The sequence below is a fragment of the Pseudomonas sp. Marseille-QA0892 genome, assembly GCF_054950135.1.
The window spans coordinates 3,056,093-3,071,109 of sequence record NZ_CM143104.1 but is presented as its reverse complement, the minus strand read 5'-3'; the positions used below and the strand labels follow the sequence as shown (position 1 = coordinate 3,071,109).

Here is a 15,017-nt window from a genome sequence, read left to right as displayed (position 1 = left end):
CGCTGCCGAGGCTCGGCGCATGACCGCTGCACACCTGCCTTCCATTGACCGCCTGCTTCGCCATCCCGCGTGCGATCCGCTGCTCCAGCGTTACGGTCGTGAAGCGACACTCGATACGCTACGAAACCTGCTCAATGAGTTGCGCGCCCCCGCGCAAAAGGGCGAGCTGGGCGAAGCGGAAATGGGCGAGGCCGTACTGCTCGGCCGCGCGGGGGAGCGACTGGCCATGCGTCACCGCAGCCGCGTCCGCCGCGTGTTCAACCTTACCGGCACGGTGCTGCATACCAACCTGGGGCGCGCATTGCTGCCCGAAGAAGCCATCGAGGCTGTCGCGCTCGCGGCGCGTTATCCGCTGAACCTTGAATTTGACCTGGCGACTGGAAAGCGAGGCGACCGGGACGACCTTATCACGGGCCTCATCCAGGAGCTGACGGGCGCGGAAGCCGTGACCGTGGTGAACAACAATGCCGCTGCGGTGCTGCTGGCGCTTAACAGCCTGGGCGCACGCAAGGAAGGCATTATCTCCAGAGGCGAACTCATCGAGATCGGCGGCGCGTTTCGCATTCCGGACATCATGTCGCGGGCAGGGGTGAAACTGGCCGAAGTCGGCACCACGAACCGTACGCACGCCAAAGACTACGAGGCCGCGATCGGCCCGCGCAGTGGTCTGTTGATGCGCGTGCACACCAGCAACTACAGCGTTCAAGGCTTCACCGCGAGCGTGCCGACGGCCGAGCTGGCCCGCATTGCGGACGCGCATGGCTTGCCGCTGCTGGAAGATCTTGGCAGTGGCAGCCTGGTGGACATGACGCGGTGGGGGCTGCCAAAGGAACCGACTGTCCAGGAGGCCCTGCGCGACGGCGCGGATATCGTGACATTCAGCGGCGACAAGCTGCTGGGCGGACCGCAGGCGGGCATCATCGTCGGCCACAAGGACCTCATCGCCCGTATCAAGAAGAACCCCTTGAAGCGTGCCCTTCGCGTCGACAAGCTCACGCTTGCCGCGCTCGAAGCGGTGTTGTCGCTCTACCGGGACCCGGACCGGCTTGGCGATCGGCTGACCAGCCTGCGCCTGCTGTCACGGACCCAGGCGGATATCATGGCGCAGGCCCAGCGCCTGCAACCTCAGTTGGCCCTGCAACTGGGCGAGGGATGGCAGGTCGAGGCGATCGCCGCACTCGGCATGATCGGCAGCGGCACCCAGCCCGTGGCGCGCTTGCCCAGCGCAGCGCTGTGCCTACGCCCGCACGTTTCCCGGCGCTGGAAGGGACGCTCGCTTCGTAATCTGGAAGAAGCGCTACGCGGGCTCGATATCCCGGTCATCGGGCGAATCGACGACGATGCGTTGTGGCTTGATTTGCGGCAGTTGGACGATGAGCCGGGCTTTGTTGCTCAACTGGGTTCACTGGATGTCGCGGCGGTGGCGCCGTGATCGTCGGTACCGCGGGCCACATCGACCACGGCAAGACGTCCCTGCTACGCGCGCTGACCGGCGTCGAAGGAGACCGGCGGCGGGAAGAGCGCGAGCGTGGCATGACCATCGACCTCGGTTACGTCTACGCGCCCTTGGTTCCGGATGGGCCCTTGACCGGCTTCATTGACGTCCCGGGCCATGAACGTTTCGTACACAACATGTTGGCGGGCGCCAGTGGCATCGATCTTGTCCTGCTCGTTGTCGCGGCGGACGACGGCGTCATGCCGCAAACCCGTGAACACCTGGCAATCGTCGAACTGCTGGGCATCGAGCGGGCACTGGTCGCGTTGACCAAATGCGACCGTGTCGAGCTGTCGCGTGTCGATGAGGTCTCTGCTGAGATCAGCGATCTACTTGCAGCTGGCTCGCTGGCGGGGGCGCCGATCTTTCCTGTCTCGAGTGTCAGTGGGGATGGTATCGGTGCGCTTCGGCATGCCTTGGTCGAGGCGGAAACCCACATCCGCCGGCGTGCGTCCGACAATGGCTTCCGGCTTGCCGTGGATCGGGCGTTCAGCGTCTCGGGCGCCGGTGTGGTCGTCACGGGCACGGCTTTCGCCGGCGAGGTCTCGGTTGGCGATACGCTGGTGTTGGGCAATGCAGGCAGACCTGTACGTGTTCGCGGCCTTCACGCGCAAAACCGCGAGGTCGAGCGCGCCTTTGCGGGGCAGCGTGTCGCGCTCAATCTGGCGGGTGAGCGGCTGAGTGTCGATGGCATACACCGTGGGGATTGGCTACAAGCCGACTGGCTGCATGCGCCAACGACCCGAGTCGACATCGAGCTGCGCTTGTTGCCGGGCGAAGGTGCGCCGTTCAAGCATTGGACACCTGTGCATGTGCATCTCGGCGCCCATGATGTCACCGCGCGCGTGGCCCTGCTGGAGGGCGACACGCTGCAGCCCGGCGAGCGGGCGTTCGCGCAACTGGTACTCAATGCGGCGGTTCAGGCGGTGCACGGCGACCGCGTCGTGATCCGGGACCAGTCTGCGCAGCGGACAAGCGGCGGCGGCAAGGTGCTGGACCCCTTCGCCCCGGCGCGCCATCGACGAGTCGAGTCCCGGCTGGCCCAGTTAAGGGCGCTCTCGGCTGGCCACTTCGAAGCGGCGTTACCGACGTTGCTCGAATATAGCGACGGTGGCTTGGCGCCACAGCGCCTGGCTCGTCAGTTCAACCAGCCGCCTCAAACATGGTCGTTGCCGGAGACCGTCATCGACGTGCCGACCCGTCAGGGGCACCGGTTGTTTTCCAAGGCTCGATGGGCCGGTTGGCAGCAACACCTGACAGCTCGGCTGCAGGCCTTTCACGAAGAGCAGCCCGATGAACTGGGCCCCGACCGCGATCGATTGAGGCGGTACGCGGCGCCCGAACTGGATCGTCCGGTTTTCGTCGCATTGCTCGAGTCGCTGATCTCCAGTGGCGATATCCAGGCGAGTGGCCCCTGGCTGCATAGCCCGGATCACCGGGTTAGGCTCACCCCGCAAGAGGAAGCGCTGCATACAAAGGTGCGACCCTTGCTGTTGGCGGGGCGCTTCGATCCGCCATGGGTTCGAGACTTGGCCAAACAGCTGGGAACAGATGAGGCCGCGACCCGGCATTTGCTGCGAAAGCTGGCGCGATTGGGGCAGTTGCATCAGGTCGTGCGAGACCTGTTCTACCCGGAAGAGACAGCAAACGAGCTGGCGGCGGTGGCCCATCGTCTGGAACAGAATGACGGCATGATTCGCGCGGCTGCGTTTCGAAACGCGCTCGGTATCGGGCGTAAACGCAGTATCCAGATCCTCGAATATTTCGATCGCCTGGGTTTCACTCGCCGATTTGGCAATGAACGAAAGATCCGCCCTGACAGCGCGCTTGCGCAAGCAAACGAGGCTTGAAACCTGTGGCCAATCGGCTGTGTTGCGTTTCGCAAAAAGCTTGAAGGGCCGTTCGTGCCTTTGCCTGCAACCGAAGCGGCGACCCGCGAGTCACTAATGGAACAGGCTCACTCGAGCCGAAGCCAGACGTTCCGAGGTGAGGCGATGAGCGAGCGGGAAAACACGGCAGCAAACGAGGTACTGCAGTGCGATGTCGCTGTGATCGGTGCCGGAACCGCAGGCCTGGCAGCCGAGCGGGCAGCCCGCCGTCAGGGCGCGACGACGCTTCTTATCGATGATCAGTGGGCCGGAACGACCTGCGCATCGGTCGGCTGCATGCCGTCGAAATTGCTCATCGTTGCTGGCGAAGCGCTTACGTCCGTCAGGCGCGCGTCGACATTCGGTATCGAAGTCGGCGACATCCGGGTCGACGGTCGCGCCGTGATGACCCGCGTCCGGGCGGAGCGCGATCATTTCGTGGCGGCAACGAAGGAAGGGTTCGACGCGCTTCCCGATGGCGTCGCACAAAGGGCCTTGGCCCGGTTCGTCGGGCCCGACGAGCTGGTCCTAAGTGACGGCCGTACGGTCCATGCCAAATCGATCATCATCGCGACTGGCTCTTACCCGTCCATTCCGGAACCCTTCGACACCCTTGGCGACCGTGTGCTGACCAATGAGACCGTTTTCGAATTGCCAGACCTGCCCACGTCGCTCGCTGTCGTAGGCAGTGGACCTCTGGGGCTGGAACTTGCGCAGGCAATGGCGCGCTTGGGCGTGGACGTCGCCGTGTTCGCGCCGGACGACACGCTTGGTGCGGTGAAGGACGAGGCGGTGCATGCCGAACTCAAGACGATTCTGGAGCGAGACATGGCGCTTCACCTGAATGTCGAACTCGACGCCAGCCGTGACGAGGGCGGCGTACGCGTCTCATGGTCGGGCGAAGAGAGCGGCGACCGGTTGTTCGATTATGTGCTTGTCGCGGCGGGCAGACCGCCTCGTTTGGAGGGCTTGGATCTCCAGAATGCCGATATCGAGCTGGATGACCACGGTACCCCCATTTTCGACAGGGAAACGCAACAGTGTGGGCAGTCGTCGATTTTCATCGCCGGTGACGCCAATCACTATCGGTCCATCCTGCATGAAGCCTCGGAAGAGGGGGCTATCGCCGGGCATAACGCGGCGAACTTTCCACATGTCGAACCCACCACCCGTTCGCCTTCGTTCGCTCTGATCTTCACGGATCCACCGGTAGCGGTACTGGGTGACCCGCCCCGGAAAGACAGCATCATTGGCTGTTCACCTTACGGCGACCAAGGGCGCGCGCGAATGGAGGCGCGCGCCGAAGGTGTCGCGCGGTTCTACGCCGAGCCGGCCACGGGAAAGCTCACCGGGGCTGCCATGATAGGGCCTGGAATGGACCATATCGCTCATCTGTTCGCGTTGGCGCTCATGCGCGGCGAGAGCGCCAGTTCGCTTCTGGACATGCCGTTCTACCATCCAACGCTTGAAGAAGGCTTGAAGACCGGACTACGCAGCATTTGTGGGGCTGTCCACGCCACTATGCGTACGGACCGGGATCAGGGGTGTCCGCCTGGCGCATGAGAACGGAATAGGTACATTGCCGCGAGTCTTGGACGCCGCACGCTTGGGCTCGCGTTTGACTTAGGCCCCGCGTGAAACGCAATGAAGCACTGATGGGGCGATGTCTGGCCGTGCACCGAAACGGCTTCGGGAGGTGGCATGCGCGCCTCCGGCCGGTGCCCCGGCGCAGCCTCAGTCCACGTTTCACAAGCGCGGCTTCATCGCTCTGCGCGAGAAAACGCCTGAGCGGCGTGTCACGCGTAGCTGTCTGCTCGCTGATTCACGTGAACTTCATATGGCCTCTTTCGAGCATTCACGCGCGTGCTCTGGTAGGCTTGCGGTTCTCCTTCCAGATCAACGGAAGGCAATCGCACCCGGTGGTGCGGCCGGGCTTCAAACCCGGTTGGGGACGGCAGCCGTTCCCGGGTGAGTTCGACTCTCACTGCCTTCCGCCAAGCATTCAGACGACATCTCATACGCTACGACAGGGCCGCCGCTCGGCTGAACCCTCGGTGGTAGCACGGGTAAGCCAGGGAAGACGCCGACGTCAGCATAGGCGGTGGCCGATAGGAGCATCATGAGCAGGGACAAGGAATTCAGTGCCTGGGACGATTACGACCGTCCCAGACGTCGGCAGGCGCGCGGTATTGGTGTCGGGTCGGCTGTTCTATTCACCAGCGCCTGCGCGGCCGCGTCGTTTGCCTTCCATGAGTATCAGGTCCGTTCAAAGGCCGCCGAAGCGGTGCGCCTGGAACAGGCGAAAGCAGAAGCCGTTGCTCTCTACATCCGACAGTCAGCGCTTCCTGCCAACGGCGTCGTCAAGGCGCCCGATCCCGGCATCATCTCGCTCGACCAACCGAGGGAAGTGCCTCGGCAAAACTCATTCAACGCCCAGAACTACACGCCCCGGTCGCCTGCCAGTACCTACAGCGCGCAGCCGTATGCGGCACCCCCACAGGCGAGCAGCCAGATTCAGCGCTCAGGCGTCACCATTGTGGGCCGGGCGAGCGAAGCTGAAGCCGCCTGCGAACGCGTGACAAGGAAAGGCAGCATCGAGCGGCGGGAGTGCATCATGCAATACAACCTGGCCATGCGTAACAAGGGTGGCGCGTGGCCTGGTCGATAACGGCACGCGTTGGGTTCGCGTTCTAGCCTCGGTTTATCCGCACTTGCTCGTCGGGCAGTGCAGCGTCTGGGTGGTCAGCGCTATAGGGCTTGCGGACGGGTTTGCGGCTTGATTTGCAGGGCGCCGTAACTGTGCGCACCGCGTTGGGACGAGGCACTAACGAACCGGCTTCGTACGTGATATGCCCATTCCAAGCCGTTGCGCGGGGCCTGCAGCGAAGCGGTGAAGCCCATCCAGATCCGCCGCTCACGAAATATCGAGGTACGCGAAAGGTTTGTGCCCGATAATGGGTGGCCGTTCCAACACGAGTGTTCATTCAATGTCCGACCAATGCATTCTCGTACCCCGACTTTCCCGCGTGCCGGTGCATGAGGCGATGGCCCAGAAGGTCTTGCACTGGCTGGTCCGCAATGACGTCGTATCGTCCATTCCTACGACATGCGGTGCCACAGGGACCCGCATGGCATATGCACCTGCGGCCGGGGCTCGGCGTGTGACCGTGCGGCCGGACTGCGTTCCGTTCGAGCAGGATACGAATGGGCTCGAGATCGTGACCCGGCGATGCATCTATACGCCGACCGACGACTTTCGCGAGGAAGCGGGATGCCCCGAATGCCGGCAGGAAGTGGGCGAGCCCTTCTTCGAGAATCTGGATGAATGGATGGCTGGCGATACCGATCATTTCGAGTGCCCGGAATGCGGTTTCGAAGACGAGGTGAACAACTTCCTGTTCCTGCAACCTTGCGCATTTTCCAACCTGGGCTTCATCTTCAACGGCTGGTCGGCCGCAGGGTTCACCGACGACTTTCTGGATGCCTTCAGCGCGCGAATAGGCCTGCCTGTTGCCCAGGTCCGCGCCGGTGCCTGAATAGGGCACCCTTGGCCGGTCTCGTTGCCTAACGCTTGACCCAGTAGAGGAGGCGAAAGATGGCGAACCAAGAGAAATCCAGTGCTGCCGAAGGCGAGCGTAGGGAGCAGAGCGCCGAGCATATCGACGAGGATCTCAAGCGACTCAACGAGCAGGGCGAGCAGCCTCGGCCGGAAGACGACGTCGCGCCGGATCCGAACGAGCAGCCTGACGCCGGTCGCTGATCCATCTCGCAGCATGCCGAAACCCCCGCACCGACTCTGAAAGGAGTCTGGTTCGGGGGTTTTTCTTTACGGACGACTGAAAAACGGTTTCATCGCATGGCCATGTCAATGCAACTGAAAGGTTAGCGAAAGGGCGTCTGGGTACAGTCGATCGGTCTGGTCCGGAACCAGCGTCGAGCGTGCGTATGCCCGTTGGGGCAAAGTTTCCGGGCCTGCTGATACATCCACGATCTATTTCGCATGTGAACTACCGAAGCGTTTTTATACTCATACCCGCGGGAATGCGCGTCCTAGAGGGTTTGTAAAATCCACATTCGGTAGTATTTTCCCGTTTTGCCGGGATGCCGCGGACAGGTAAGGTCCGCCCCTGCGTGTGATCGATACAAAAACAAACTTGGAGATCTGCTTTTGCTTACGCTGATTGGCCTGTTGACCATGGGCGCTTTGGTCCTGCTGTTGATCCTCGGCCGTACCTCTCCCATCATCCCTCTGATTTCCGTCCCCCTGATCGGTGCGCTGTTTGCAGGCTTTGGTCCCGCTGAACTGACCACCTTCTTCAACGAAGGGATCGGCAAGGTCACCTCGATCGCTGTGATGTTCGTGTTCGCAATCGTGTTCTTTGGCGTATTGCAGGACACCGGGCTGTTCCGGCCATTGATCGGTGGGATGGTGAGGGTGACACGAGGCAATGTCGTGGCCGTTGCCGTAGCGACCGCCATCATCGGCATGCTGGCTCACCTCGACGGTGCTGGCGCAACGACCTTCTTGCTGACCGTGCCTGCCCTGTTGCCGCTCTACCGGGAACTGCGGATGAGCCCGTACCTCATGCTGCTGCTTCTGGCGCTTGGGGCTGGCATCTTCAACATGTTGCCATGGTCCGGCCCGCTGGGGCGCGCCTCGGCGGTGACCGGCATCGACCTCACCGATCTCTGGCGCGACCTTATCCCGGTTCAGGCCGTTGGTGCGGTGCTCCTTGTTGGCCTGGCCGTGATCCTGGGCCTGCGCGAGCGTCGTCGCATCGCCAACGGCGCAACCGTACAGGATGTCGAAGCAAGCAGTTCCGTGATGCTGGAAGCGGAGGAGCTGAGCGAGGAAGCCAAGTCGCTCCAGCGTCCCAAGCTGATGTGGTTCAACGGCCTGCTGTTTCTCGCCGTTCTCGTATCGCTGTTCACGGGTGCGCTGCCGGCTGGCTACATCTTCATGATCGCCTTGTGCATTGTGCTGATCGTCAACTATCCCGGCGGCAAGCAGCAGATGGCACGCGTCGCGGCGCATGCGGGTGCGGCGCTCAACATGGGCATGATCATTCTTGCCGCGGGCACCATGCTTGGCGTGCTGGCCGGGACGAAGATGCTGACGTCCATCGCGCAGGATCTGGTAACCATCCTGCCGGATGCCGCCATTCCCCTGTTGCATATCATCCTCGGCGTATTCGGTTTGCCGATGGAGTTGCTGCTCAGTACCGACGCGTACTACTTCGGTTTGATGCCGATCGTGCTCGAGGTGACCGGTACCTACGGCGTCAACCCGGCCAGCGTGGTCTATGCGCTGATGGTCGGTAACATCATCGGTACCTTCATCAGTCCGTTCTCGCCGGCGCTATGGTTGGCGCTTGGCCTTGCTAACCTCGATCTGGGTCGTCACATCCGTTACTCCCTGTTCTGGATGTGGGGCTTCTCGCTCGTGTTGCTGGCGTTCTGCTGGTCGTGGGGCATGCTGTAAAGCCTGCGCGATAATAAAAGGCCCCGTGCGATCGCTCGCACGGGGCCTTTTTCGTTGAATCGCGCCCGACGTGCTTATTCGTAGCCGTACCAGGCGTCGAACAGTTCGCTGACCTCTACCTCAGTCACTTCGTCACGTGCTTTCAGCCAGTCCTGAAGCGCCTGCCGGTCTTCATCGGTCGGCGAGTGATAGCGCTTGTTCGCCATGATGGTGCCTTCGAGCCACTTGGGGTCGAAACCGCCGATGTAATCCAGCGAGCGGCCTTCCACCAGATTCACGAAATCATCGAGGAAAGCGCCCAGCGCGTCGTCGTCCAGGGCTTCTTTGAAGGACACCTTGAGTTCGAACGCGTGTTCCTGGAATTCGCCGAGGTAAAGCTTCTTGCGCAGACGGCGCTTCATCCGGCGCAGGCGATCTTCATTTTGCGTAGGGTTGACCATGGGTATGCCTTCATCTCTGGGAGGAATCGATCGAACCGGCCAGGGCCGGACGGGCGTCATTATTCCCGTCCGGCTTCGCGAGAGCCAGCGCCGCGTCATGTCTTCAGATCGGAGAGGCCCTTCAGCAGCGCCTCGTGGAAGGGGCCGGGTGCCTGGATCTGCGGCGCGTGCCCGAGATCTTCGAACTCTACCAGCGTGCTGTTGGGGATCGATTTTGCGGCTCGCTTGCCGAGTTCGGGGTAGTTGCCCAGTTTCGGTTGTAGCTCCTTGGGCGCCTTCGCCTTACCGATTGCCGTGTTGTCCTTCTGGCCAATCAGCAGCAGGGTGGGTGCCTTGATTTCTCCGAACTCGTACATGACGGGCTGCGTGTAGATCATGTCGTAGAGCAGCGCAGAGTTCCAGGCAACGAGGTTCTTGCCCGGGCCGTTGAACAGGCCGGCAAGCATGTCGACCCAGCGGTCGTACTCGGGCTTCCACTCGCCCGCGTAGTAGGTGTCTCGCTCGTATTTACGGATACCTTCGGCGTTGGTTTGCGCTTCATTGGCGTACCACTGATCGACCGTCTGATAGGGAACGCCTTCTACTTTCCAGTCCTCCAGCCCAATCGGATTGACCATTACCAGCTGGTCGACCTGATCGGGGTAGAGCAGTGCGTATCGGGTCGCCAGCATGCCGCCCGTGGAGTGGCCAAGTACGGTGGCCTTGTCGACCTTCAGGTGCTCGAGCAGCGCATGCGTGTTTTGCGCGAGTTGATGAAAGCTGTATTGGTAGCGCATGGGTTTGGTCGATTTGCAGAAGCCGATCTGGTCGGGTGCGATGACCCTGTAACCGGCCTTGCTCAGCGCATCGATGCTGCCTTCCCAGGTGCCGGCGCAGAAATTCTTGCCGTGCATCAGCACGACCGTCCGGCCATTGGCTGTCTCGGGTTTGACGTCGATATACGCCATTTGCAGCTTCTCGCCCTGGGACTGGAACTCGAAGCGTTCGACGGGGCGGTCGTAGTCGAACCCTTCGAGTTCGGGTCCATAACTTGGCGTTTCGGCCGCCATCGCGGGGAGGGCCGCCGCGAGGCAGAGGGCAGGCAACAGGCGTTGCATGGGCAAAGCTCCTTATGTCTGGGTAAGGGCCTGCTTGGCAGGCTCGTGACTTCGACCCTTCAAGGCGGAGCGGTTCTTCATTGGAGACGAGCGGTGTGTTTCGGAATCTATTTCGCCAATGCCCGTTCCAGCGCTTCGGGATTCGCAATGTTGGTAGCGGTGCCGCGGAAGAACGCAGCCACGTTGTCGAAGGCGTCGCCGAAGTAGAGCTCGTAGCCGTTGCGCTCGACATACCCCAGATGGGGCGTACACAGCGCACGTGGATGCCTGAGAAGCGGGTGGTCAGCGTTCCAGATGGGCTCCTGCTCGTATACATCGATCGCCACTGAGCCGGGGCGCCCCTTGTCCAACGCGTCGAGCAGGGCACCGGGCGCGATGAGTTCGGCACGGCTGATGTTCACCAGCAGGGCATTCGGCTGCATGCGTGCCAGATCGTCTGCCGCGACAATATGGCGGGTGCGCTCGCTCAGGCGCAGGTTGAGACTGACGATATCGGATGTCTCGAAGAACTGTTCACGGCTGTCCGCGGCCTGATGGCCGTGCTCCAGCGCCAGCGCACGTGACGTGTCGCTGCCCCAGACGAGGACGGTCATGTCGAATGCGCTGGCATAGCGTGCCAGGCGCTGGCCAATCTTGCCGTAGCCCCATATGCCGAGTGTTTGCCCGGCAAGGCGGTCCCCGAGGTTCACTTGCCAGGCGCCGTCTCGGAACGCATCGATGGCCTGGATCATTTGGCGCCGGGCAGTCAGGATCAGCCACCAGGCCAATTCAGCCGGCGCGATAGGCGAACCACGCCCTTCGGCAACGGCCACCCCATGCCGGGTGCACGCAGCAAGGTCGAGGTGCGATGACACCTTTCCGGTCTGGCTGATGAGCTTGAGCCGAGGGAGGCGCGCGAGCAGTGCTTCATCGATACGTGTCCGTTCCCGGGTCAGCACGAGCGCATCGGCCTCCGCGAATCGCCGGGCAAGCACGTCGAGATCGGCGGCGCTGTCGTGGAACACCTGAACGTCGTGGCCATCGAGCCGAGAAAAGCAGTCCAGCGAGCGGACCACATGTTGGTAGTCATCCGGGATCACAACGTTCATCGGCAACCTCGAGGGCTTCGTTCCAGTCGATGGAGCTTAGCAATAAAACGGAGGCGAATAGCGCACACGCGGCATCGAAACTGCCCCGCACAATCAGATCGGCCCTCAAGGCATATGCCGCGTGCCAGCCATGGGGTGTTCGTCGGCGTCCATGCCGCTCGGGTACGTCAGACGTCACTGCGCGCTTTCTACCGGCTCAGCTCCTAGGTATAATGCCGCGCTTCCTTTTTCCCGACCGGGAGCCCCCGCCATGCTGCGCATCAGCCAAGAAGCCCTTACTTTCGACGACGTTCTCCTCGTGCCCGGTTATTCCGAGGTGCTGCCGAAAGATGTCAGTTTGAAGACCAAGCTGACCCGAGGAATCGAGCTGAACATCCCGCTGATTTCCGCAGCGATGGATACCGTGACCGAGGCCCGCCTCGCCATTGCCATGGCGCAGGAAGGCGGCATCGGCATCATCCACAAGAACATGACCATCGAGCAGCAGGCCACCGAAGTGCGCAAGGTGAAGCGCTTCGAGGCCGGCGTCGTAAAGGACCCGATCACGATCGAGGCCGACGCCACCATCCGGGATCTGCTCGATCTGACCCGAATGCATAACATTTCCGGTGTCCCGGTTCTGTCGAATGGTGACCTGGTCGGCATCGTCACCTCCCGCGACATCCGCTTTGAAAACCGTCTGGAAGCCACCGTTCGCGAAGTCATGACGCCGAAAGAGCGCCTCGTGACCGTGAAGGAAGGCGCCGACAAGGACACCGTCCGCGAGCTGCTGCACAAGAACCGTATCGAGAAAGTCCTGATCGTCGACGATGCCTTCGCGCTGAAGGGCATGATGACCGTAAAGGACATTGAAAAGGCCAAGGCCTACCCGTTCGCCAGCAAGGACGAGCAGGGCAGCCTGCGCGTCGGTGCGGCAGTGGGTACGGGTGCTGACACCGGTGACCGCGTAACTGCACTGGTTGCTGCGGGCGTGGACGTCATCATCGTCGACACGGCGCACGGCCACTCGAAGGGCGTGATTGATCGCGTCCGCTGGGTCAAGCAGACCTTCCCGCACGTGCAGGTAATCGGCGGCAACATCGCCACGGCCGAAGCCGCACTTGCCCTCGTCGAGGCCGGTGCGGATGCCGTCAAGGTTGGTATCGGCCCAGGTTCCATCTGCACCACGCGCATCGTTGCCGGGGTCGGTGTTCCCCAGATCTCTGCCGTGGCCAACGTGGCCGAAGCGCTCAAGGGCAGCGGCGTTCCGCTGATTGCCGACGGCGGCATTCGCTTTTCGGGTGACCTGTCCAAGGCCATCGTCGCGGGCGCCTACTGCGTCATGATGGGTTCGATGTTCGCCGGTACCGAAGAGGCGCCGGGTGAAGTCGAGCTGTTCCAGGGTCGCTCCTACAAGGCCTACCGCGGCATGGGCTCGCTGGGTGCGATGTCCCAGGCGCAAGGCTCTTCGGATCGCTACTTCCAGGATTCCTCTGCCGGCGCCGAGAAACTGGTCCCGGAAGGCATCGAAGGCCGTGTTCCTTACAAAGGTGCGCTGTCTGCCATCATTCACCAGCTCATGGGCGGCCTGCGCTCCTCGATGGGTTACACCGGTTGCGCCACCATCGAAGCGATGCGCACTAAGCCGGAGTTCGTGCGTATCACCGGCGCTGGCATGGCCGAGTCGCACGTCCATGACGTCCAGATCACGAAGGAAGCACCGAACTACCGCGTCGGTTGATTCGGGCAGGGGCAGGGCAGGGCGCTTCCGGTGCAATGCTCGACCTCAAGCCACATTAGATAGGCGCTGGAAGCTGGAGCGAGAACGACGAAAGCAATGCTCTCGGACGTTCACCTCCAGCTTCCGGCTTTAAGCTTCAGCACTTTCCGAAGGAAAGCCCATGTCTCTCCCTGACATTCACGCTCACCGTATCCTGATCCTGGACTTCGGTTCCCAATACACCCAGCTCATCGCCCGCCGCGTTCGCGAGATTGGCGTCTATTGCGAGCTGTACCCGTTCGACATGAGTGACGAAGACATCCGTGCCTTCGCGCCACGCGGCATCATCCTCGCCGGCGGGCCGGAGTCGGTCCACGAAGCCAATAGCCCGCGTGCACCCAAGGCGGTATTCGAACTCGGCGTACCGCTGTTTGGTATCTGCTACGGCATGCAGACCATGGCTGAGCAGCTCGGCGGTAAGGTTGAAGGCTCGCAGATCCGCGAGTTCGGCTACGCGAAGGTCGATGTCGTCGGCAAGAGCCGCCTGCTCGACGGCATAGAGGATCATGTCGACGAAGACGGCGTTCTGGGCCTCGATGTCTGGATGAGCCACGGCGACAAGGTCTCCCAGCTGCCAGAAGGCTTCCATGCGCTCGCAAGCACGCCGAGCTGTGCGCTTGCCGCGATGGCAGATGACACGCGCGGCTGGTACGGCGTGCAGTTCCATCCCGAAGTCACTCACACCAAGCAGGGCGGCCGTATCCTTTCCCGTTTCCTGCTGGATATCTGCGGCTGCGAGGCCTTGTGGACCCCGTCGAACATCGTCGAAGACGCCGTACGCCAGGTACGTGAACAAGTGGGTGATGCTAACGTGCTGCTGGGGCTTTCCGGTGGCGTGGACTCTTCCGTCGTTGCAGCGCTGTTGCACAAGGCGATCGGCGATCAGCTCACCTGCGTCTTCGTGGACAACGGCCTGTTGCGCCACAAGGAAGGCGACCAGGTCATGGCCATGTTCGCCGAGAACATGGGCGTCAAGGTCATCCGCGCCGACGCCGAAGCGCAATTCCTCTCCAACCTCGAAGGTGAGGCGGACCCGGAGAAGAAGCGCAAGATCATTGGCCGCACCTTCATCGACGTGTTCGATGCCGAAGCGAGCAAGCTGACCAACATCAAATTCCTCGCCCAGGGCACCATCTACCCGGACGTGATCGAATCGGCCGGCGCCAAAACCGGCAAAGCACATGTGATCAAGTCGCACCACAACGTGGGCGGCCTGCCGGAAGAAATGAACCTGGAACTGGTCGAGCCGCTGCGCGAGCTGTTCAAGGACGAGGTGCGCAAGATCGGCCTCGAGCTCGGCCTGCCGCACGATATGGTCTATCGCCACCCGTTCCCGGGCCCAGGTCTGGGCGTGCGTATCCTCGGGGAAGTGAAGAAGGAATACGCAGACATCCTGCGTTTGGCCGACCACATCTTCATCACCGAACTGCGTAATGCCGGTTGGTACGAAAAGGTCAGCCAGGCCTTCGTCGTCTTCCAGCCCGTCCGCTCCGTCGGCGTCGTCGGCGACGGCCGTCGCTACGCCTGGGTCGTCGCCCTACGCGCTGTCGAAACCATCGACTTCATGACCGCACGTTGGGCACACCTGCCGTACGAGTTGCTGGAAAAGGTCTCCAACCGCATCATCAACGAGATCGAAGGCATCTCCCGCGTCACCTATGACGTGTCGAGCAAGCCGCCGGCAACGATTGAGTGGGAATGAGTAGGCTGGTAGAGGCCGCTGAGCTGTAATAAGCGAAAGCCCGCATAAGCGGGCTTTTGTTTTTCTCTAAACCCTTTGTTCACGCC

12 protein-coding genes and 1 tRNA gene are annotated in these 15,017 nt (G+C 62.1%); 10 read left to right on the top strand and 3 right to left on the bottom strand.

Annotated elements, in window-relative coordinates:
• Nucleotides 1-19: 19 nt before the first annotated feature.
• The 8 genes from selA to ACY8D3_RS14260 all read left to right on the top strand — a co-directional run bounded on the left by selA (nucleotide 20) and on the right by ACY8D3_RS14260 (nucleotide 8,845).
• Entirely contained in the window at nucleotides 20-1,432 is a 1,413-nt protein-coding gene (gene selA / locus ACY8D3_RS14295) for an L-seryl-tRNA(Sec) selenium transferase (protein ID WP_462384388.1), read from the top strand.
• Nucleotides 1,429-3,345 carry a selenocysteine-specific translation elongation factor gene (gene selB, locus ACY8D3_RS14290; RefSeq protein WP_462379438.1) on the top strand — a complete coding sequence of 639 codons (1,917 nt, stop codon included), beginning with the start codon at nucleotides 1,429-1,431 and terminating at the stop codon, nucleotides 3,343-3,345. Before selA ends, selB begins: the two co-directional genes overlap by 4 nt.
• Before the next feature lie 54 nt (nucleotides 3,346-3,399).
• A complete protein-coding gene (locus ACY8D3_RS14285) occupies nucleotides 3,400-4,926 on the top strand; it encodes a dihydrolipoyl dehydrogenase (protein ID WP_462379437.1) in 1,527 nt (508 codons plus the stop codon).
• Nucleotides 4,927-5,264: 338 nt separating this feature from the next.
• Nucleotides 5,265-5,360, top strand: a tRNA-Sec gene (locus ACY8D3_RS14280).
• Nucleotides 5,361-5,482: 122 nt separating this feature from the next.
• On the top strand, nucleotides 5,483-6,031 hold the full coding sequence (locus ACY8D3_RS14275) for a hypothetical protein (protein WP_462379436.1): 549 nt from the start codon (nucleotides 5,483-5,485) through the stop codon (nucleotides 6,029-6,031).
• 319 nt (nucleotides 6,032-6,350) lie between these two features.
• Nucleotides 6,351-6,899 carry a sugar ABC transporter ATPase gene (locus ACY8D3_RS14270; protein WP_462379435.1) on the top strand — a complete coding sequence of 183 codons (549 nt, stop codon included), beginning with the start codon at nucleotides 6,351-6,353 and terminating at the stop codon, nucleotides 6,897-6,899.
• Nucleotides 6,900-6,958: 59 nt separating this feature from the next.
• Nucleotides 6,959-7,123 carry a hypothetical protein gene (locus ACY8D3_RS14265; RefSeq protein WP_462379434.1) on the top strand — a complete coding sequence of 55 codons (165 nt, stop codon included), beginning with the start codon at nucleotides 6,959-6,961 and terminating at the stop codon, nucleotides 7,121-7,123.
• Nucleotides 7,124-7,531: 408 nt separating this feature from the next.
• Nucleotides 7,532-8,845 carry a CitMHS family transporter gene (locus ACY8D3_RS14260; RefSeq protein WP_462379433.1) on the top strand — a complete coding sequence of 438 codons (1,314 nt, stop codon included), beginning with the start codon at nucleotides 7,532-7,534 and terminating at the stop codon, nucleotides 8,843-8,845.
• Between the two features lie 74 nt (nucleotides 8,846-8,919).
• On the opposite strand, the gene ACY8D3_RS14255 is transcribed toward ACY8D3_RS14260, so the two are convergent.
• The 3 genes from ACY8D3_RS14255 to ACY8D3_RS14245 form a co-directional block, all read right to left on the bottom strand.
• The gene (locus tag ACY8D3_RS14255; RefSeq protein WP_462379432.1) at nucleotides 8,920-9,285 is read right to left on the bottom strand and encodes a 50S ribosome-binding protein YggL; all 366 of its coding nucleotides are present in this window, start codon (nucleotides 9,283-9,285) and stop codon (nucleotides 8,920-8,922) included.
• Between the two features lie 95 nt (nucleotides 9,286-9,380).
• Nucleotides 9,381-10,382: an alpha/beta fold hydrolase gene (locus ACY8D3_RS14250; RefSeq protein ID WP_462379431.1), complete on the bottom strand. Its 1,002-nt coding sequence runs from the start codon at nucleotides 10,380-10,382 to the stop codon at nucleotides 9,381-9,383.
• Between the two features lie 107 nt (nucleotides 10,383-10,489).
• Nucleotides 10,490-11,470: a D-2-hydroxyacid dehydrogenase family protein gene (locus tag ACY8D3_RS14245; protein WP_462379430.1), complete on the bottom strand. Its 981-nt coding sequence runs from the start codon at nucleotides 11,468-11,470 to the stop codon at nucleotides 10,490-10,492.
• 250 nt (nucleotides 11,471-11,720) lie between these two features.
• On the opposite strand from ACY8D3_RS14245, the gene guaB reads away from it, so the two are divergent.
• Both guaB and guaA read left to right on the top strand, forming a co-directional pair.
• Nucleotides 11,721-13,190, top strand: coding sequence for an IMP dehydrogenase (gene guaB / locus ACY8D3_RS14240; protein ID WP_462379429.1), 1,470 nt, complete (start codon nucleotides 11,721-11,723; stop codon nucleotides 13,188-13,190).
• A 160-nt stretch (nucleotides 13,191-13,350) separates the two neighbouring features.
• On the top strand, nucleotides 13,351-14,931 hold the full coding sequence (gene guaA, locus ACY8D3_RS14235; protein ID WP_462379428.1) for a glutamine-hydrolyzing GMP synthase: 1,581 nt from the start codon (nucleotides 13,351-13,353) through the stop codon (nucleotides 14,929-14,931).
• Nucleotides 14,932-15,017 lie beyond the last annotated feature (86 nt).

What these genes read in the sequence shown, in the direction of transcription:
- ACY8D3_RS14250 (WP_462379431.1), bottom strand. Translation starts at nt 10,382, where the DNA reads ATGCAACGCCTGTTGCCTGCCCTCTGCCTCGCGGCGGCCCTCCCCGCG.
- guaB (WP_462379429.1), top strand. Translation starts at nt 11,721, where the DNA reads ATGCTGCGCATCAGCCAAGAAGCCCTTACTTTCGACGACGTTCTCCTC.
- guaA (WP_462379428.1), top strand. Translation starts at nt 13,351, where the DNA reads ATGTCTCTCCCTGACATTCACGCTCACCGTATCCTGATCCTGGACTTC.
- ACY8D3_RS14255 (WP_462379432.1), bottom strand. Translation starts at nt 9,285, where the DNA reads ATGGTCAACCCTACGCAAAATGAAGATCGCCTGCGCCGGATGAAGCGC.
- selA (WP_462384388.1), top strand. Translation starts at nt 20, where the DNA reads ATGACCGCTGCACACCTGCCTTCCATTGACCGCCTGCTTCGCCATCCC.
- ACY8D3_RS14270 (WP_462379435.1), top strand. Translation starts at nt 6,351, where the DNA reads ATGTCCGACCAATGCATTCTCGTACCCCGACTTTCCCGCGTGCCGGTG.
- ACY8D3_RS14265 (WP_462379434.1), top strand. Translation starts at nt 6,959, where the DNA reads ATGGCGAACCAAGAGAAATCCAGTGCTGCCGAAGGCGAGCGTAGGGAG.
- ACY8D3_RS14245 (WP_462379430.1), bottom strand. Translation starts at nt 11,470, where the DNA reads ATGAACGTTGTGATCCCGGATGACTACCAACATGTGGTCCGCTCGCTG.
- ACY8D3_RS14275 (WP_462379436.1), top strand. Translation starts at nt 5,483, where the DNA reads ATGAGCAGGGACAAGGAATTCAGTGCCTGGGACGATTACGACCGTCCC.